Below are 19,701 nucleotides of genomic sequence, written 5' to 3' on the forward strand. Positions count from 1 at the left end.
TTAACTTTTCCGGTTCAATTTTCATACAAATGATCGAATACACTCTCTGCCCGTCCGATCCTCACGCCCACCTTTTTGATGTGGCCATAAAATTCACCCCTAACACTGGTGATCCTCATCGCCTTTGGCTGCCGAATTGGATCCCCGGCAGTTACATGATTAGGGATTTTGCCCGCCACGTTGTCGAAATTACGGCTGACCAAAAAGGGTGTGTTTTACCAATTAGCAAGCTCGACAAACATAGCTGGCAAGTTACACCTCTTAATGGTGAACCAATAGAGGTCAGGTACCGAGTATTTGCATTTGATAGCTCAGTACGTGCCGCTTTCCTGGATCAATTACGTGGTTTTTTTAATGGCACGAGCGTATTTCTTGCCGTCGAAGGACGGGAGGATGAGCCAGTTCAGGTAAATTTGGAGCCTCCCACAGATCCACAGTGGGCGCACTGGCGTGTAGCGACCTCTTTGCAGGAAGCTGGCGCAGAACGCTACGGTTTTGGCCTTTATAATGCAGAAAATTATGACGAACTGATCGACCACCCAGTCGAGTTTGGCGACTTTTCACTTGCCACGTTCAGCGTGTTCGGCGTGCAACACGACATTGTTATCGCTGGTCAGCATAATGCTTGTTTAGAAAGGCTTTGCCGAGACCTAAGAGAGATATGTCACCACCATATAAATTTCTTTGGTAAGCCAGCACCAATGGAACGTTACCTGTTTTTGATCAATGCCGTCGGTAAAGGATATGGAGGCCTGGAGCATCGCAACTCAACAGCCCTACTCTGCAGCCGCTATGACCTACCCGAAACAGGTAGCGACAAGAAAGATAAAGCTTATCGCACATTTTTGGCTCTTTGCAGCCATGAGTATTTTCACAGCTGGAATGTCAAAAGGATCAAGCCAGATACCTTTGTGCCTTATCAGCTCACGCGAGAGACACATACAGAGCAACTTTGGCTGTATGAGGGGGTTACCTCCTACTACGACGAGCTAAGCCTGGTTAGGTGCGGATTAATCAGTCATGATGACTATTTGGAGATGCTTGCCGAAACAATCACCAGGGTACAACGAGGGTTAGGCAGGAAACGCCAAACCGTCGCAGAATCAAGCTTCGATGCGTGGACCCGTTTTTACCTGCAAGACGCTAACGCAGCCAATGCGATTGTCAGTTATTACACCAAAGGGAGCTTAATTGCCTTAGCATTAGATCTGTCATTAAGGCGAATTACGCAACACCAATGCTCCCTAGACCTCGTTATGCAGACCTTATGGCAAGAGTTTGGCCGGACGGGGCAACCAACACGTAACCATACCGTAATCGATATTATCGAGCGCCTTACCGGGCTGGACTACGAGCCGTTTTTCGATAAGTACCTATACAACACTGATGAGATCCCTCTCGAAGAATTGTTAACAGAAGTAGGCATAGGGCTCAAGCTAAGGGTAACTGCGTCGATACAAGATAAAGGGGGCAAGCAAACCACAGAGCACTCCCTCTTTTGGCAATTTGGCGCAACCATTAGTAGTGATATTGCAGGCGTAAAAATAGTTTCAGTCCATAATGGAAGTGCAGCAGAAGATGCTGGATTATCTCCAGGCGACTTGCTAGTCGCTTTTGATGGCGTGCGCGTTAGTGCAGAAAATTTTAATGAGCGATTTCAGCGACACACGAAACAGTGTCAACGTGGTGACCAAATAACGATGCATGTATTTAGAGACGATAGGATGTTAGTGATGGCCCTCCCGCTCCGTGCGCCAATGCCGGATACCGCTGTGTTGAGCATCACAAATCATCAACGTGCAATTGACTGGCTAGACGGTTGCGCATTTAACTAATTGAGAGAATATGTTTAAGGCTGAATCAATGAGCAATAATAAACGTCCCAAAGGCAATCTTCTGGCCATGTTTCAAAACATCTCTGTCGTACTGAGGGTAAGCCTTGGCTTCGCCATTTTAGTAGTGCTGATGTTAATAATCAGTGGTGTATCGCTGTTAGGGATGACCGGGTTAAACTCGCAACTGCTCAAAGTGACCAATGAAGCAGTACCTCTGGTTGAAGAAGCAAATAAGGCGAGCATCGCACTGCTTACAGCTAACCGCCACTTTAAAGACTTTATCACTTCAAAAGATTCGGCGGCGATGGACGCTGCCGAACTCGCCTTTTCCACCAGTGAAACTCAGTTCAAAGAACAACTAGCCGGGTTAACCTCGTTAACTAAAAATCAAAACGACATTAATAACCTATTAGAGCAACTTGGTAGTCTTGATGAGTCGTTCTTTGGCGAAGCAAAGGCGGCGATGGCAAGCTATCGTTCGATTCAGGCCAGTAAAAAAGATGTAAGCAGCCAAGTGGCTGATTTTTATATTATGTTGCCGCAGTTAAAAAAGTTTATTGCTGATAAAGTGCATAAATTACAGGATGACTATATTCGCAACTTAGCTGACGAATACTATGTCGCGTTAAATGGCCTAGAAGGCCCAACCGTAAAAGCACTAAGTTCAGATCAACTGAGCGATATCGACAGTACGATCTCCCAGAATGAAAAACGCCGGGGAAATTACGAGTCTAAATTAGTTGATCTTGAAGATGAGATCCCAGATCTACGAAACGATGTAGGTTTTATGCTTGACCGTCTTGATAAAGCACTGACTGCGCCAGATGGTGCCTTGGCTAATCATCGACAACTCATTTTCCTTACCGACGATGTATTTAACAAAGCCAGCGTAGCAGCACAATCGATTGCCGATGCGGTGTCGGTGTTCGATCAGGTAACCTCTGCTGCTACCACCTTTGTAAACACCGCTTCCGATGATGCTAGCTCTGCGCTAAATAAGGGACTAAGCCTTGTTGCCATCCTCGGTCTGTTATCTATCCTTATCGCCGCGGTGATTGGTTGGAGCACAGCAATAGGTATCCGCCGCCCGCTGAAGAATATCCTCGATGTGCTGTCTGCCATTGTAGATGGCGACATGACCCACACAGTGACAGTGAAAGGCGAGAACGAATTTGGCCAATTAGGCAGTTGGGTGAACAAGCTCAATCAACAAATGCGCGATATTCTGGGCCAGCTAACCACCGCTTCCCATCACCTATCTCAGGTCGCAGTTTCAAATCAACAAACCAGCACGCATTCGCGGGATGAGCTGGACCGCCAGCGACATGAAACGGCGAGTGTGGCGACAGCGATGACGGAGATGTCCGCTTCGGTAAAAGAGGTCACCTACTCCGCTAATATTACGCTAGAAAAAGTCCTTGAAGTTGAGTCAGCTGCCAACACCGGACGCGAAGTGATGAGTCATAACATCACCACGACCCATCAACTCTCTGAAAAGCTTAAGCAGTCTAATGAAGTGATTGGCCAGGTTGACGGCTACAGCAATAATATCGGTGGGATCTTGGTGGTTATTCGAGGAATAGCGGACCAGACCAACTTACTCGCGTTGAATGCTGCTATCGAAGCAGCACGGGCTGGAGAGCAAGGCAGAGGCTTTGCGGTCGTCGCCGACGAAGTAAGAAACCTTGCACAAAAAACGGGGGAATCGATCACTGAGATTCAAAGTATGATTGAAAGCCTGCAGTCCAGTGCCAAACAAGCCGTTGAGGTTGTTTCTGAGTGCTTTAATGAGATGGAAGCCAGTGTCATGCAAGCCTCAGATGCCAATAGCTCAATGGAAGAGATACAAGGAATTATCGCGCAGATAAGCGATATGAGTAGTCAAATTGCTGCAGCAGCAGAGGAGCAGCAATGCACTGCAGACGAGATCACCCGCAACATAAATCATATCTCTGATATCTCTGATGAGAACTACGAAGGAATTGAAGCGATCGCCAAAGGTAGCGCTGAACTTGAACGCTTAGCAAAAGAGCAAGATCAACTGGTCGACCGATTCAAACTATAACGTAAAGCAAATCATTAGAAGCCACACTCTCGTGTGGCTTTTTTGCATTTGCAGTCAGCTAAAATCCCACCACAGCTAAATAAATGACAAACAATTAATATGTCTGTTTTTTATACACTTAGCATCACGTTTAATCCAGATCACAACTCTTTATTAGAATGTGCGTATCCTCCCAAGCTAAACAATCGAAAGGGTTTTCCGTTTTACAAGAGTGCAAAGATTACCCAAAATATAGTCACTTGTTAGCGAGAACACAGAGTATGAAAATGACGAAAGGCGTTAAAAGTTTTGTTAAGTCACTGGCGTGTGCAACCCTGCTTTGGTTGTTCTTCAGCTGGCTTACTGGCTCACCTACACTTTCTATCGTTACTGCCGCCCTAGTATTATCTGCCGGCGTACTTGCGTTGATAGAAGAGCTTGTTCACACGAAGAAAAGTGATCATTTGGTGTTATAGACATCAGCTTATAGCCTGCTTCTCTTGCCTTGTGGCAGGCACTCACTTTATTTTTCAAAGTCCCTAATAGAAACTCAATCTAGCTTCCCAAGCTATCAGTTGACGCAACACCTCTCTTGCAGTGTTTCCTTTATCGATAAACATAAAAAAGGCCACCAATTAGGCAGCCTATTGGCAATCTGTTAACGAACAGACGCTTACTTGTCGAGCAAAATACGCAACATGCGACGTAACGGTTCGGCAGCGCCCCATAACAGCTGATCACCGACAGTAAAGGCTGATATGTATTCAGGCCCCATAGAGAGCTTTCTAATACGCCCAATAGGAACACTCAACGTGCCTGTCACCTTGGTCGGTGTCAGCTCTTCAACCGTGATTTCACGATCGTTAGGGATCACCTTAACCCAGTCATTGTGAGAAGCGAGTATTGATTCAATTTCACTGACAGGTAGGTCTTTATTTAGCTTAATAGTCAGCGCCTGACTATGACAACGCATCGCGCCAATACGAACACAAAGGCCATCGATAGGTACGGGCGACTCACTACGGCCTATGATCTTATTAGCTTCAACTTCAGCCTTCCACTCTTCGCGGCTCTGACCGCTAGGCATTGGCGTATCAATCCAAGGGATCAGAGATCCCGCTAGCGGCACACCAAATTGATCGGTAGGGAATTCACCGTTACGCATTCTATCTGCAACTTTACGGTCAATATCCAAAATGGCCGATGCCGGGTCATCCAGCTCAGCTTTCACTTCATCACGCAAATCGCCCATTTGACTGATCAATTCACGCATGTTGCGTGCACCGGCACCCGATGCCGCTTGATATGTCATTGGGCTAACCCAGTCTACTAGGCCTTTTTCAACCAAACCGCCAATCGCCATCAATAGCAAGGATACGGTACAGTTCCCACCGACGAAGGTTTTCACCCCAGCGTCAAGGCCTTGTGAAATAACGTCAGCATTGACCGGATCAAGAACAATAATGGCGTCATCGTCCATACGTAGGCTTGATGCCGCATCAATCCAATAACCTTGCCAGCCAGCTTCACGTAATGGTTCAAACACAGCCTTGGTATAATCACCACCCTGACAGGTAATAATCACATCCATCGCTTTAAGCGCATCAATGTCGTAAGCATCTTTCAACGGTGTCACCGGTTTACCAATATCCGGGCCGGGCTGTCCCGCCTGAGATGTGGTGAAGAAAGTGGTATCGACCAATGAAAAATCGTTCTCTTCTTGCATACGCTGCATCAACACAGAGCCAACCATGCCGCGCCAGCCTACTAAACCTACGTTCATCATGCTGCTTTCGCTATCCTCTGATTACAGGCCAAACCATAAGTCACGGTTTAGCACAAGGGGGTTCAAACCAAACTGAACAGGCTTTATGGCAAGTCAAAGTGCCACTCTGGCAAGCCTACTGAACAGAGCAGCCCACAATACCGATTTTTGAGCTAAAAAGGAATCCTCACAGCGGGGGAAATAACTCCCCCCAACACGCTTATATGCTTGCAAACACTATGACTGTGCCGCGTCTTTAACCGCGCGCTTTACAAATCCCTCTAAACCTTCCAGCTTTACTTCATATACTAAAGCAAGTAATTCGCCTAGCTCTCCTTTCGGAAAGCCCTGCTTTGCCAACCAAACCATGTAAGGCTCGGGTATGTCGATCAATGGCCTACCCGCATACTTACCGAATGGCATCGACATCTCTGTTAGCTTTCTTAGCACACTGGCATCCAACGTTTAGCCCTCGTCCGACGGATCTGACAGTAGTTTGCTGCTAGGCCCACCATATTGTTCAAACCACCACAAGATATGAGCAACTTTACTCATGAGATTTGATGGCCGCGCTGCAATCCCATGACCTGCACCAGGGATCCTAACCATTGCGGTATCGACCCCAGCAAGCTTTAACGCTTGATAGTATTGCTCTGTTTCAGAAATTGGTGTGCGGTAATCAGATTCCCCGGTCAACAGCATGGTGGGTGTTTTAACGTTTCCAACATAGCTGATCGGCGAACGCTTCATATAAGCCTCCATATCGTCCCAAGGTAACGAATCAAACCAGTATTGGGTAAAAAATGGATAGGCGTCTGCCGTTAAACTAAAGCTATACCAGTTGATCACAGGCTTAGCTACTACAGCGGCTTTGAAGCGATCGGTATGACCAACGATCCACGCGGTCAGCGTTCCACCACCACTACCGCCAGTCACATAGAGTTGCTCAGGGTCAACAAAACCTTTGGCAATAACGGCATCAACACCAGAGATCAGATCATCGTAATCCTCAGATGGATAATTGTGATGGATATAATTCGCAAAGACTTCACCGTAACTGTCGCTACCACGCGGGTTAACATACAAAACCACGTAACCAGCCGCGGCAAACAGCTGGATTTCCGCAGCAAAGCGGGCGCCATAATTCGCCACCGGTCCACCATGGATCTCGAGCATCAAAGGATATTTCTTAGTGGCATCGAAGTTTGGTGGGTATGCGATCCAACCTTGTATCTCCAAGCCATCAGCGGACGACGGGTAGCGGATCTCTTCAATCGTCGCTAACTGCTTGCGGGATAATAGTGTCTTGTTTAAATGGGTAATCCTTTTGGCTTTACCCCCACGGTAGTTCACAATAGCAATTTCGGCAGGGGAAAGCCCGTCAGTCGTCGTAAACGCAATTTGGCGACCTTTTACAGTGAACTGGCCACCAGCATAAGGTCGGCCTAAAGAAAGCCCTCCGACATCGCTAACCACCTGCTTAAAGCGGCCGTTGCGATCAGTACGGCCTATGTAGGTGTTGCCTTGGTCATCATATTGAAAATAGATATGCTTGCCATTGTCAGACCACACAGGTGCCGCCACACTTCTATCCAGCTCTGCAGTTAAAACGCGCGAATTCCCTGTCGCTAAATTTAACAAGTAAAGTTGGCGATTCTGGTAGATCACTTTCCTGTCATCGAAGCCGACATAAGCGATGTACTTACCGTCAGGAGACAACGCTGGATGCGCATCTGGACCTACCCGGTCGGTTAAAGGCTTCACCTTGCCATTGTTCAAAGACAGTGCAAACAGTTCACTGTTTAATGGTGCCTTTTCAGCATCTGGAACAGCAGAGAAATAGATGGTTTTAACATCCGGGGAAAATGCTAGTGGACCATCATGATCGTACTGTGCCTGAGTTAATTGGATCGCCGAGCCGCCGTCGGCGGACATCATGAAGATTTGTTGGTTACCAGCCGGTAGGTACCCTGCCCCATCAAATCGGTAAAACGTCGAGGAGACCACTTTGGCTGGTGGCGCCCAATCAGCAGTCCTAGGCTTGCCAGGCAATGCCACTAACGGTTTTTCTTGGCGCGGAACAAACGCAGTGAATAGTAACGAAGCACCGTCCGGCGACCAGGTGAGATTAGTAGGACCCTCAGGTAACTGGCTTAGCACAGCGATCTGTCCGGTGTCTTGCCAGCGCATATAAAGCTGAGTAGAGCCACCGCGGTTAGAGATAAATGCTAGACGTTTGCCGTCTGGTGATAGTCTCGGGGACCGATCATTGAACAACCCTGTCGTTAACGGCCTGAGTTCACCACTAGCGATATTCGCCACCCACAAATTACTGCGTTTCCTGTCTTTTTCAATATCCATAAAGTTGCGAACAAAAATAACTTGTTCACCACTACGACTGAGTTGTGGATCGGAGGCATATTCTAGGGCAAACACATCCTCCAATTGCAACGTTTCAAGAGGCGCAGCGAATAACAAATGACTTTGTGCTAACAGACAAAACGATACCAATGCAGCAAAGCAGCGCATAATGGTCTCCCTGGAATATGGAATTATTTTGATTATGAGCCAAACACACTAACGGACGGAGCTGCGCCGTTCAATAAAGCGATAGGAATTGAAATAGTTAGTAACATTTGTTTCGATGATAGGAGAGTGAGATCACCAACAATAAACGGCTTATAAAGGAGCCCGAGTGATCAATGAAAGCTGCTCGTTCACCTCATACAGATGAGACTCGAACTCTGTCACTCCCAACGCCTCTAATCGCTTCCTGTGAGCTAGCAGGAAATCTTCTGCATCAGCCTCATTTGCGAAAAGGTAGATCCCACCAGCAAGTCGTGTATCGCGATTTTCGGTCCAAATCTTCCATTTCAAACCAGGCGCTTGCGCTATTTCCTCGGCCAAACCGCGACACGCATCTTCAAGCTGCTGATGCCATGGGCCGCGACTATGAAAGTGGATTTCGAGAATAACGTCTGTCATGAGTTAGCCAAACAAAAGATACCTATGCTGAGTTTAGCTAATAGCAAGGTTTCTGGTATGCGCAATATCAAGCCGATATAACTGACCGTCTGATCAGGCGGAACTACTCAATACCTAAATACTTATGGGTCTGTATCGACAAGCGCCAATTTCTAGCGATACATGTTCTCACGGCAAGTTCAGTGGCGCGAGGTTTTTGGCTTATCGGCTGTAGGCAGATTGTTTTTCCTGACAGTTGACCCGACGCTGATATGGGCGCCAACAATGCATCAAGTTCATCAATATGTGATTGCTTCGCCACTGGGTGTTTAATCTCGTTCGCCCTGAGTAGTGCGGATGCTAAAACATCATATCCGCCTTTCATCGCCACTTTAGGCGAAACCGTTACCCAGGTTTTGTCATCTACCAAAACTTCAAATGTCCCTGAAGTCTCTATTTGGCAATGATAGCCGCGCGAAAAAAGTGTGGAAGTTAAGTCACTTAAGTTGTATACACAAGGCTCTCCACCAGTAATAACAACATGCTTAGCGGTATACCCCTGTTCAGCAAACAAATTCAGCAACTGCTTACTGGTCATTTCACTCCAACACTCAGTTTCACCCTGCTCTGCTAACAGATCAACAACATCAATTTTGGCGTCATCATCTAACGGCCAGGTATGCTTAGTGTCACACCATGAGCAGCCGACGGGACAGCCCTGCAAGCGCACAAAGATTGCCGGAACGCCGGTATACACCCCTTCGCCTTGAATGGTTTCAAACACTTCATTGACTGGATAGGCGATTTGCTTCATTGAATACCTGTTGTATGTGAGATAGATCGCGTAAAATGCCGGCGATTTATACGTTAAGCGCGAGCATTAAACAACCATCATGAACGAAAAAGTCGTCGTAATATACTCAGGTGGCATGGACTCTTATACCGTGCTGAATAAAGCGATTAAGCAAGGCTATGATGTCTATGCCTTGAGCTTTGACTACGGCCAACGCCATGTCAAAGAGCTCGAGGTCGCAGCCAGCGTCTGTAAAGAGTTAGCTATTCACCATAAAGTAGTTGATATCAGTGCCATCAATAGCCTGATTGGCGGATCTTCACTGACCGATGACATTGCAGTTGCCGAAGGCCATTACGAAGAAGAAAGCATGAAGTCAACGGTGGTACCCAACCGCAATATGATCCTGCTGTCACTTGCTGTTGGTTATGCCGTTTCATTAAAAGCGGGCAAGGTCTTTTATGGCGCCCACTCCGGCGATCATGCTATTTACCCCGACTGTCGGCCAGAATTCGTGCTGAAAATGAATGAGGTGGCAAAAATTGCCAACTATGAAGTTGTCGAAATATGCAGCCCTTATCTAAACGATAGTAAAATAGATATCCTCACCGATGGCCTGAAAATGGGGCTGGATTATAGTAAAACGTGGACATGTTATAACGGCAGAGAAAGAGCCTGTGGCAAATGCGGTGCATGTGTCGAACGACTCGAAGCATTTGAAAAAAATGCGTTGAAGGATCCGCTCTCTTACGAAGCCTAGTAACAAGGAAAAGCGCCCAACGGCGCTTTTCCCCAGCTAGGAACGCTCACTTATTCAATATCTAATTCAGTGGCGTCGTGTTTCTTAAGCAGCGGCAAAACACTCTCAAATTGCTCTGCGTACTTGTCACACAATTCACCATTGGGGTTTTCTTTCTTCAACACCTCAAACTCTGCAGCTGCTGTCGCTTTAACCTGCTCCCAGTCAACCTGAAGATCACCTGAAAAGCCGTTGGCATAAAGATAAAGCTTGGAGATCTCCTGCACTTTTTCTTTTTCTATTGTGACGCCACAGCTGTCATTCATATACATTAACTTACTAATCCCTTCAGCCAACATATCTTGCGCAAGCTCTTCCGCCGCAAACGTCGGCGCAGCACAGAAAAGCAACACGCCCATAAATGCAGTTCTCTTTAACATCTAATTATACCTCTGGCATCTCTTGTTATTGATGGGATTAAACCTGATGGCATAAACGAAGCCAACCAAGGTCAATATGAATAATTAAAATTATTACCAAACCTGCAAATGCGCCTGCTGCCGCAAACACGGCTACAACTATCTATACAGTTTGAGCTATCTCGCCATGTATCCTAAGTAACTTCAGCACCACCCAAGACACAGACTTATGCACGTTAAGATAGCGCGCCAATGGCTCTTCTACCATAGCTCGTTTTGCTTAATTCAGCTTTCCAGCAGCACTAACATCTATCTGAAACTCTTGATCATTGCGCCATGGATTAACTATATGACTACGAAGTAACAAAATAATTCGCTCATAGAAATAACAACTCAAAAAATATAGTTGTTAAGCAGCCTAGCCTTCAAACTTAGCTTCGTATGTTGCAAGCGTCGACACAGCGTGTATCTGGCGTACTTACGTCTTAAACGTCAACGCGGCAATGCACCGGCGAGCAAGGTCGCCCCCCCATGTTGGATCACGCATTGCAGTCGCTCACTCGACATCGGCGATCATTGTTAGCAGAATAGCCTTTTACTTGGCTTTCGTAATCCAACTACAGGCCACCCTATTCATTAGGAGACATAAGTGGTTACTAAGAAATGATACCAGCGCCAATCAGATCTGTGTGCCATTGGCCCAAAAGGCATTTGCCTATATCGCTAATTATAGGGTTATGTTTTATCAGCCAATTCACATGGCTGATCTTCCCTGAGCTTAAGGAATTACTAGCCTTTAACCATCAAGCAGTTGAGCGAGGAGGTTGGTATCGCCTCATTTCAGGCGCCATGATCCACACCAATGGGTATCACCTATTGATGAATGTTGCGGGGCTGGTCGCGATTACCCTGCTTTTTGGCAAAACCGTTAGCAGTGTTCGTGGGTTCGTGGCTTGGCTATCTATTACCGTGCTCAGTGGGTTAGCCATTTATCTTCTGGTCCCGGAAGTTAAATGGTTTGTTGGCTTATCAGGCAGCTTACATGGCCTGCTAGCGTGGGCTGCACTAACCCAGTTACCCAAGCACCTCTATTCAAATATCGCTTTGTTGATTGGATTAACGATTAAGGTAGTGTTTGAGCAGGTAACCGGTGGTGATACTGGCACCAGTGAACTGATTGGTGCCAGAGTTTTAATCGAGGGGCACCTCATGGGGGCGCTGAGCGGTGTGGTGGTGGCATTAATAACTCAAATACTTATTCGACTGAAAAAGTAATCAGAGCATTATTGGCTGCCGATTAAATTTACTGGCTTTAGCTCGCCTCGATAGCCATTGGCCGAACAATAGAGCAAGACCTACTGTTTAACTAGGCAATGAAGCATTGATTTGTTGCAATGTCAGCAGCGGATCCGCAGATTGGGTGATCGGTCGACCAATGACTAAGTAATCGGAACCAGCAACAATGGCCTGTTCAGGCGTCATAATCCTCTGCTGATCACCAGCATCCGCGCCTGCAGGACGTATCCCCGGCGTCACCAATTGAAACCCCTGACCCAATGCAGCTTTTAAAGAGGTCGCTTCTTGCGCAGAACAAACCACACCATCTAAGCCTGCGTCTTTGGTTAAATGAGCGAGATTCATAACGTGTTCTGCTGGGCTAATCGTAATACCAATGCCGCGGAGATCATCAGCGCTCATGCTGGTCAATACAGTTACAGCGATCAGCTTTGGACGTTCACTGCCGAAGCTGGTTAACGCTTCAGCAGCCTTAACCATCATCTGCCGCCCACCACTGGCATGAACATTAACCATCCACACGCCTAACTCTGCTGAAGCGGCAACAGCACGAGCAACAGTATTTGGTATGTCATGAAACTTAAGATCAAGAAACACATCAAAGCCACGGCTTTGTAACGCCTTTACGTATTCAGGCCCATACAAGGTGAACATCTCTTTGCCTACTTTCAAGCGGCATAGAGATGGATCAATTCGGTCAACAAAAGCAAGTGCGGCGTCTTGAGTTGGATAATCAAGGGCGACGATGACTTTTGGATCTTGCATGGGGGCTCCTATCTACTTGAGTTACTCGCCATCCAAACCGCGGATAGGCTTAATACGGCCCCAGCTTTTACATGATGGGCACTGCCAAAGCAAGCTCCCGCTGGAAAAACCACAATTACAACAGCGATATTTTGGTTTTATACGGATCTGCGTAGATACCAGCTCTTGCAACGACTTCAGGCTTGAACGTGCCTTTGATGATTCGGCTGAGTTGATATGATAGTGCATCAGATGACAAAAGCCTTTCATGGTCGGATGACGCACCAACTCTTGCCTAACTAATGCTTCTGCCGCATCATCACCATCGGTTATAGCAACCCGCTGCGCAAGCTTAATCAGAATGGATACGCCGGCGCCAAGCTGTAACAGGTCACGGAGGAAATGTTCAAACCCTTTAGGGTCTCTATGCCCTTGATATAGGTCTTCCACCGCAGCAACGATTTCACTGCAGAAATCAACGTCCTGATTAGGGATCTCTTGGTAGCATTTCAGAGCCCCTTTACGGTCGCCCTTTTCAATAAGTACTGATGCTTTAAGTAGGTAAGCTCGAATACAGGCATTATCAGCTTTAAGCGCTTGGTTAATAAGCTTGAGTCCATCATTGTCCCCACGCGCTAATAAGGGTTCCGCCAACTCGCAATAGTAATGTGCCAATGATGTGGCAATTTTTGCTTTTTGTTGCAGCTTATATGATTCAACCACTGCAACGGCCTTTTCCCAGTCCTTGGTATATTCATAGATATGCAGAAGTTGTTCAGCAGACTTGAGTTGGTAGCCTTCATGCTCGAGTAGCTCAATAAAAATCGTTTCAGCTCGATCGAAAAGACCCGCAACCAGATAATCATGGCCAAGTTCAAACATCGCAAAATCGCGTTGCTCTATGGGTAAGCTGGGGCGTGCAATAAGGTTTTGATGAAGACGAATAGCGCGGTCGACCTCACCACGCTTTCGAAACAGGCTTGCTAACGCCAGGTGTGTATCAATGGTTTCACTATCCACCTTAATCATGTCAATAAAGAGGTCAACGGCTTTATCTGATTGATCTGAGAATAGGTAATTTAGACCGGCAACATATTTTTCAGACAGCTTTAAGCTAGTGTCCTTTAACTCCTGGTCTCCGCTTCGTCGGCCCATATACCAACCGTAAGCGACTGCGATAGGCAGCAGAAGAAAAAGCAACTCGCTCATTAGATCGATTCGCCTTTGGAGTGAATCGAATTCTCCAGTTTCTTCTTCAATTTATCTCTTTCACTACTAACGAAGCGCAACTTGATCCGAGTGCGGAGATTGAAAAGAAACAGCGTAAATGCGCCGATACAAAACCCAAGCACTAAAAAGACACCTAACAGCGTCGCTAATTGATACTCACCCATCGCGATGAGGTAATTGAACTCAACTAATTGACCGTTCCTGGCGCCGATTAAGACACAGAGGACAAATATAAGTGCCCATAATAGTAGGTAGATGACAAGTTTCACGAATGGGCCTCCAAGCGCAATTCCAAAACCTAACGCACGCCCGGTATTATGACATAAAAAAACGGCATACCTAAGCATACCGTTTTTTTATCATTGACTATCAGCCGCTTACAAATGCGTCATTCACTCGGTCACGAAGTTCTTTACCCGGCTTAAAATGTGGGACAGACTTTCCTGACAGTGTTACCGAATCTCCGGTTTTAGGGTTACGCCCCACCCGCGGAGCACGGTAGTGCAGTGAGAAACTGCCAAAACCACGAATTTCGATCCGCTCACCTTCTTCAAGGGTTGCAGCCATCTGTTCGAGTATCTCTTTAATCGCCGACTCAACCTCTTTGGCAGACAAGTGCGTCTGCGTGGTGGCAAGTCGCTCAATCAGATCTGACTTTGTCATAACAATCATCACCGTTTGACTTAAGGGCCGATAAGCTATTCGGCAGTTAAAAAAAAAGGGCCGCATAAGCGGCCCTTTTTTCAAAAGGATGGCTTATGCATCGCCTTTCGCATTCTTGAAAGCTTCTGCCATGGCACTGCTGAAACCAGCAGTTTCAGTAGGCTGAGCATTCAAGTCTTCAATCGCAGTCTTTTCGTCTGCTTCATCTTTCGCACGGATAGACAAGCTAACTACACGGTTCTTACGATCGATACCCATGAACTTGGCTTCAACATCATCGCCAACGCTCAATACGGTAGAAGCGTCTTCAACGCGGTCACGAGAGATATCTGAAGCGCGGATATAACCTTCTACGCTAGAGGACAACTCAACAGTCGCGCCTTTGGCGTCAACTGCAGTAACCTTACCATTAACGATAGCACCTTTCTTGTTATCATTCAGATAATTATTGAAAGGATCTTCGTTCAACTGCTTCACGCCCAAGCTGATACGCTCACGCTCAGGATCGACCTGCAGAACAACGGCGTTAACTTCGTCGCCCTTCTTGAACTCACGTACTGCGTCTTCGCCTTGACCATTCCAGCTGATGTCTGACAAGTGAACCAGACCATCAATGCCGCCGTCCAAGCCGATAAAGATACCGAAGTCAGTGATTGACTTGATCTTACCGCTAACTTCATCGCCTTTAGCATGGTTGCTAGCGAACTCTTCCCATGGGTTAGCTTTACACTGCTTAAGACCCAGAGAGATACGACGACGATCTTCATCGATATCAAGAACCATAACGTCAACAGCATCACCCAGGTTAACAACCTTGCTTGGGTGGATGTTTTTGTTAGTCCAATCCATTTCAGAAACGTGTACCAGACCTTCAACACCTTCTTCGATCTCTACGAAACAACCGTAGTCAGTCAGGTTGGTCACAACACCGCTTACGCGAGTGCCTTCAGGGTAACGACCAGCGATAGCTACCCATGGATCTTCACCCAGCTGTTTCAGACCAAGTGATACGCGAGTGCGCTCACGGTCGAACTTAAGGATTTTAACTAGGATCTCATCACCAACATTTACGATTTCACTTGGGTGCTTAACGCGCTTCCAAGCCATGTCAGTGATATGCAACAGGCCGTCAACGCCACCTAAGTCTACGAATGCACCGTAGTCAGTCAGGTTCTTAACGATACCTTTAACTTCCAGGCCTTCCTGCAGAGACTCAAGCAGCTGATCACGTTCAACGCTGTTCTCAGTTTCAATAACTGCACGACGAGAAACAACAACGTTGTTACGCTTTTGATCTAGCTTGATTACTTTGAATTCGAGTTCTTTACCTTCCAAGTGCGCAGTGTCGCGTACTGGACGAACGTCAACCAAAGAACCTGGCAAGAACGCACGGATACCATTAAGGTCAACAGTGAAGCCACCCTTCACTTTACCCGTCATGATACCGATTACAGTTTCTGCTTCTTCGAAGGCGCGTTCCAGAACGATCCACGCTTCATGACGCTTAGCTTTCTCGCGAGACAGAATAGTCTCACCGAAGCCGTCTTCAACAGCGTCTAGTGCAACATCAACCTGGTCACCCACTTGAACTTCAACAACGCCTTCAGCGTTTTTGAACTGTTCAGCAGGAATAACTGCTTCTGACTTAAGACCTGCGTCAACCAACACAGCTTCTTTAGTAACAGAGATTACAGTACCTTTAACGATGGCACCCGGGCGGGTTTCGATTGTCTGTAAGCTTTCTTCGAATAATTGAGCAAAAGATTCAGTCATGTTTGATTTTAAACCATACTCATCCACGCAGCTTCCTTCTGTGCGGGGTAGTTAACGTTATTCGTTACCATCCTTAGCAACGAAGAACCGCAACTTTCACCTAGTTAGGCGGAAGCTGTCGGCGATAATTTTCCATATATGTAATCAAATGCGGTTGCTTCAACCTCATCGATTGACATTTTACTGCTGTCGATGACCAATGCGTCTTCCGCTGGAACCAACGGAGCTACGCTCCGATTAGTGTCGCGTTCATCACGAGCTTGGACATCGGCTAAAATTTGCGCGAGGTTAGCATCATGGCCAGCGCTTTGCAACTGCAGATAACGGCGGTTAGCCCGGTCCTCGGCGCTTGCGGTTAAGAATAGCTTCACTGGGGCGTCCTGAAAAACCACCGTTCCCATATCACGGCCATCAGCCACTAGACCGGGTAGCGCCTTAAACCCCCTTTGTCGTCGAAGTAATGCCTCACGCACCCGAGGGAATGCAGCGATCTTTGATGCAACAGCACCGCACTCTTCGGTACGGATGCTTTTACTGACCTCTTCGCCTTCCAGAATTACTTGGATTTTCTTGGTGTTCTCGTCTGACACAAACTGCACATCTAAATGCGCGGCCAAAGGCACCAGTGCATCTTCATTCTCGATATCCACACCATGGTGCAAGGAAGCTAATGCCAACACACGATAAATAGCGCCACTATCAAGCAGATGCCAGCCCAGTTGCTGCGCCAATCGCTGAGCGAGTGTCCCTTTCCCTGAACCGCTGGGACCATCAATAGTGATCACTGGTGCGCCTGAAGGCATAAAAACTCCGGTATTCTAATAAAAATCAGTACATTAGGGTGAGCAGATGACGTGTTTACAGCTCTCCCCCTATAAAGCGCGCCTATTATAGTGAGAAAGTATTAAAGGTAAAATGCAGTTCAACGATAAAAACCGTCGGACGAAAGCGTCACATCACATTGCTAGGAATAAAAAAGGGACCGCAACGGGTCCCTTCTTAATCTTCAGTCCTATTATAGCTCGCTTAACGATGCCAAACGCTCAAAATAGTCAGGAAAAGTTTTCGATGTGCACTTAGGGTCATTAATAGTCACGGGAGTATCACTTAATGCGACTAACGAAAAACACATCGCCATACGGTGATCATTATAAGTATCGATCGCCGCATGAGATAGCTTGGCTGGTGGTTGGATCACAATGTAATCTTCTCCCTCTTCCACTTCAGCCCCCACTTTACGCAGCTCTGTCGCCATCGCGGATAAACGGTCAGTTTCCTTAACGCGCCAGTTATATACGTTACGAATTGCCGTTGTGCCCTCAGCAAACAAAGCCGCTGTAGCAATAGTCATTGCCGCATCTGGAATATGGTTCATATCCATATCCACCGCCTTTAGTTCGCCCACACGAGAAATGATATATTCATCACCCCACTCTATTTGGGCGCCCATAGCTTCAAGCACATCAGCAAAATGGATATCGCCTTGAATGCTGTTACGACCAATGCCAGTCACTTTAATCTCGCCGCCCTTAATGGCAGCTGCAGCCAAGAAATAGGACGCAGACGACGCATCGCCCTCAACCATAAAGCGGCCTGGTGCTTTGTAGGTTTGATTACCCTTGATGATGAACTTCTGATAATCGATATTTTCTACACTGACTCCGAATTGCTCCATGATATGTAGCGTAATATCGATGTAAGGTTTGGATACCAGTTCACCACTAATCACAATTTCAGTGTCGCCACCAGCCATTGGTGCGGCCATCAGGAAAGCGGTCAAAAACTGACTGGACACGCTGCCATCAATAGATACTGTGCCACCAGACAACCCGGTTCCATAAATCTTCAGAGGTGGATAATCAGCATTTTTTAAGTATTCAACATTAGCGCCTGCTTGCACCAAAGCATCGACTAAAGCACCGATTGGGCGCTCTTCCATACGCGGTTCGCCGGTCAGCACGAACTCGCCTGCACCCAAACAGAGAGCCGCGCATAATGGCCGCATCGCAGTACCCGCATTGCCTAAAAACAGCTCTAAAGACTCAGACGCGTTAAACGCACGGCCAAGCCCTTGCACTGTGCATTCGGTCTTATCATCGGAAAGCTGATAGCTGACGCCCAAGGCTTTCAATGCATTAAGCATATGGCGAATATCATCGCTATCGAGCAAATTGGTTAATATCGTCTCGCCTTCAGCTAACGCTGCTAGCAGTAGCGCACGATTTGAAACGCTTTTTGAGCCGGGTAAATTGACGGTGCCATTAACCCGCTGAATAGGTTGAAGTGTCAGTTGTTCCATTGAGTTCATCTATATCAAAGCTTACAAAGAAAGCACTGATGTCAGTGCGTCGATAAAACGGTTATTTTCTTCTGAAGTGCCGATACTTACGCGGAGATGATTTGGTAAGCCATACCCACCAATTGGACGCACTATCACCCCTTGATGCAGCAATGCATCATAGACATCAGAGCCATTTCTACCGGTATCAAAAGTAACAAAATTGCCCCATGATGGGATAAAATTTATCTGCTGCTGACGAAAAAAATCAGTCAGTTGAGTCATCCCTTGGCGGTTAACAGAAACAGACTCGTGTAGAAACTCGTTATCATCTAGCGCTATTTCTGCGGCTTTCAATGCCAGTGAATTAACATTAAACGGCTGACGTAGTCGATTTAACAGGCCAGCCATATCTGCACAACTGACACTGTAACCAACACGCAGACCAGCTAATCCATATGCCTTTGAAAAGGTACGCGTAACCACAAGGTTGGGGTAATCATTTAACCATTCAACACTGTTAGCACGATCACTGGCATCAACATACTCATCGTAGGCTTCGTCCAACACCACAATGACATCTTTTGGTACAGCGGCAATGAATGCTTTCAGGCTCTCTTTCGTGAGGAAAGTACCTGTCGGATTATTAGGGTTAGCGATAAAGATCATTTTGGTCTTGTCGCTAATCGCCGCTGCCATTGCATCTAGATCGTGTCCATATGCTTTAGCCGGCACAACACAGGGTTTAGCCCCTATTGCTTGCGTCACTAGGGGATATACAACAAAAGCGTGTTCTGCAAACATCACTTCATGTTCGGCGGATACAAAGGTACGTGCGATCAGCTCCAGCACATCATTAGAACCATTGCCCAGGGTAATCTGTGCCGATTCTACGCCGAGACGACTCGCCAGCTTCTCTTTCAGATAAAAGCCATTGGCATCAGGGTATCTGCTCAGCTCAGTAAACTCACTAACCAGCGCCTGTTTCACCTTGTCACTGATCCCCAAAGGGTTCTCGTTTGACGCAAGCTTCACTACATTTGAGATACCGAGCTCTCGTTCCAACTCGCTAACTGGCTTACCCGCCTGATAAGGATGTAATCCACGGATCCCAGCATTTGCTAAGGCAATCAAATCACAGCTCACGCCACGCTTCCT

Annotated in this window: 19 protein-coding genes; 5 read left to right on the top strand and 14 right to left on the bottom strand. The window is 46.9% G+C overall.

All coding sequences use genetic code 11. From position 1 onward, the window contains the following. The first annotated feature begins 29 nt into the window (after positions 1–29). The 3 genes from DU002_RS02225 to DU002_RS02235 all read left to right on the top strand — a co-directional run bounded on the left by DU002_RS02225 (position 30) and on the right by DU002_RS02235 (position 4,355). Complete coding sequence (locus DU002_RS02225) at positions 30–1,835, top strand: M61 family metallopeptidase (protein ID WP_114336709.1); 1,806 nt, start codon at positions 30–32, stop codon at positions 1,833–1,835. Positions 1,836–1,863: 28 nt separating this feature from the next. Continuing rightward, positions 1,864–3,900: a HAMP domain-containing methyl-accepting chemotaxis protein gene (locus DU002_RS02230; RefSeq protein WP_158537938.1), complete on the top strand. Its 2,037-nt coding sequence runs from the start codon at positions 1,864–1,866 to the stop codon at positions 3,898–3,900. Between the two features lie 260 nt (positions 3,901–4,160). Continuing rightward, positions 4,161–4,355, top strand: a complete 195-nt coding sequence (locus DU002_RS02235; RefSeq protein WP_130565540.1) for a hypothetical protein — start codon at positions 4,161–4,163, stop codon at positions 4,353–4,355. Between the two features lie 197 nt (positions 4,356–4,552). Here DU002_RS02235 and asd read toward each other — a convergent pair whose 3' ends face one another. The 5 genes from asd to queE form a co-directional block, all read right to left on the bottom strand. Then, positions 4,553–5,665, bottom strand: coding sequence for an aspartate-semialdehyde dehydrogenase (gene asd / locus DU002_RS02240; protein ID WP_114336712.1), 1,113 nt, complete (start codon positions 5,663–5,665; stop codon positions 4,553–4,555). A gap of 216 nt (positions 5,666–5,881) precedes the next feature. Beyond that, positions 5,882–6,094: a DUF3820 family protein gene (locus DU002_RS02245; RefSeq protein ID WP_267896986.1), complete on the bottom strand. Its 213-nt coding sequence runs from the start codon at positions 6,092–6,094 to the stop codon at positions 5,882–5,884. A gap of 15 nt (positions 6,095–6,109) precedes the next feature. After that, positions 6,110–8,173, bottom strand: a complete 2,064-nt coding sequence (locus tag DU002_RS02250) for a S9 family peptidase (protein WP_114336713.1) — start codon at positions 8,171–8,173, stop codon at positions 6,110–6,112. 150 nt (positions 8,174–8,323) lie between these two features. Beyond that, complete coding sequence (locus tag DU002_RS02255) at positions 8,324–8,629, bottom strand: monooxygenase (protein ID WP_114336714.1); 306 nt, start codon at positions 8,627–8,629, stop codon at positions 8,324–8,326. Between the two features lie 103 nt (positions 8,630–8,732). Further along, entirely contained in the window at positions 8,733–9,413 is a 681-nt protein-coding gene (queE, locus tag DU002_RS02260; protein WP_114336865.1) for a 7-carboxy-7-deazaguanine synthase QueE, read from the bottom strand. A gap of 88 nt (positions 9,414–9,501) precedes the next feature. Between queE and queC the strand changes: the two genes are divergently transcribed. Then, positions 9,502–10,161, top strand: coding sequence for a 7-cyano-7-deazaguanine synthase QueC (queC, locus tag DU002_RS02265; RefSeq protein ID WP_114336715.1), 660 nt, complete (start codon positions 9,502–9,504; stop codon positions 10,159–10,161). A gap of 50 nt (positions 10,162–10,211) precedes the next feature. Here the strand turns inward: queC and DU002_RS02270 are convergent, their stop codons facing one another. Further along, complete coding sequence (locus tag DU002_RS02270) at positions 10,212–10,580, bottom strand: hypothetical protein (RefSeq protein WP_130565535.1); 369 nt, start codon at positions 10,578–10,580, stop codon at positions 10,212–10,214. Between the two features lie 642 nt (positions 10,581–11,222). Here DU002_RS02270 and rrtA point away from each other — a divergent pair. Next, positions 11,223–11,834: a rhombosortase gene (rrtA, locus tag DU002_RS02275; RefSeq protein ID WP_114336717.1), complete on the top strand. Its 612-nt coding sequence runs from the start codon at positions 11,223–11,225 to the stop codon at positions 11,832–11,834. Positions 11,835–11,921: 87 nt separating this feature from the next. Here rrtA and pyrF read toward each other — a convergent pair whose 3' ends face one another. The 8 genes from pyrF to hisC form a co-directional block, all read right to left on the bottom strand. After that, entirely contained in the window at positions 11,922–12,620 is a 699-nt protein-coding gene (pyrF, locus tag DU002_RS02280) for an orotidine-5'-phosphate decarboxylase (protein WP_114336718.1), read from the bottom strand. Between the two features lie 21 nt (positions 12,621–12,641). Next, the gene (gene lapB / locus DU002_RS02285; RefSeq protein ID WP_114336719.1) at positions 12,642–13,808 is read right to left on the bottom strand and encodes a lipopolysaccharide assembly protein LapB; all 1,167 of its coding nucleotides are present in this window, start codon (positions 13,806–13,808) and stop codon (positions 12,642–12,644) included. Continuing rightward, on the bottom strand, positions 13,808–14,098 hold the full coding sequence (locus DU002_RS02290; protein WP_199405141.1) for a lipopolysaccharide assembly protein LapA domain-containing protein: 291 nt from the start codon (positions 14,096–14,098) through the stop codon (positions 13,808–13,810). The genes lapB and DU002_RS02290 overlap by 1 nt, the downstream gene beginning before the upstream one ends. A gap of 100 nt (positions 14,099–14,198) precedes the next feature. Further along, positions 14,199–14,492: an integration host factor subunit beta gene (gene ihfB / locus DU002_RS02295; protein ID WP_114336721.1), complete on the bottom strand. Its 294-nt coding sequence runs from the start codon at positions 14,490–14,492 to the stop codon at positions 14,199–14,201. 93 nt (positions 14,493–14,585) lie between these two features. Continuing rightward, positions 14,586–16,265, bottom strand: a complete 1,680-nt coding sequence (rpsA, locus tag DU002_RS02300; protein WP_114336866.1) for a 30S ribosomal protein S1 — start codon at positions 16,263–16,265, stop codon at positions 14,586–14,588. Between the two features lie 104 nt (positions 16,266–16,369). Beyond that, positions 16,370–17,068, bottom strand: a complete 699-nt coding sequence (cmk, locus tag DU002_RS02305; RefSeq protein WP_114336722.1) for a (d)CMP kinase — start codon at positions 17,066–17,068, stop codon at positions 16,370–16,372. Between the two features lie 212 nt (positions 17,069–17,280). Continuing rightward, the gene (aroA, locus tag DU002_RS02310; RefSeq protein WP_114336723.1) at positions 17,281–18,564 is read right to left on the bottom strand and encodes a 3-phosphoshikimate 1-carboxyvinyltransferase; all 1,284 of its coding nucleotides are present in this window, start codon (positions 18,562–18,564) and stop codon (positions 17,281–17,283) included. A 21-nt stretch (positions 18,565–18,585) separates the two neighbouring features. Next, entirely contained in the window at positions 18,586–19,689 is a 1,104-nt protein-coding gene (gene hisC, locus DU002_RS02315) for a histidinol-phosphate transaminase (protein ID WP_114336724.1), read from the bottom strand. Between the last annotated feature and the right edge of the window lie 12 nt (positions 19,690–19,701).

This window comes from Corallincola holothuriorum, assembly GCF_003336225.1.
GTDB classification, from domain to species: Bacteria; Pseudomonadota; Gammaproteobacteria; order Enterobacterales; family Neiellaceae; genus Corallincola; species Corallincola holothuriorum.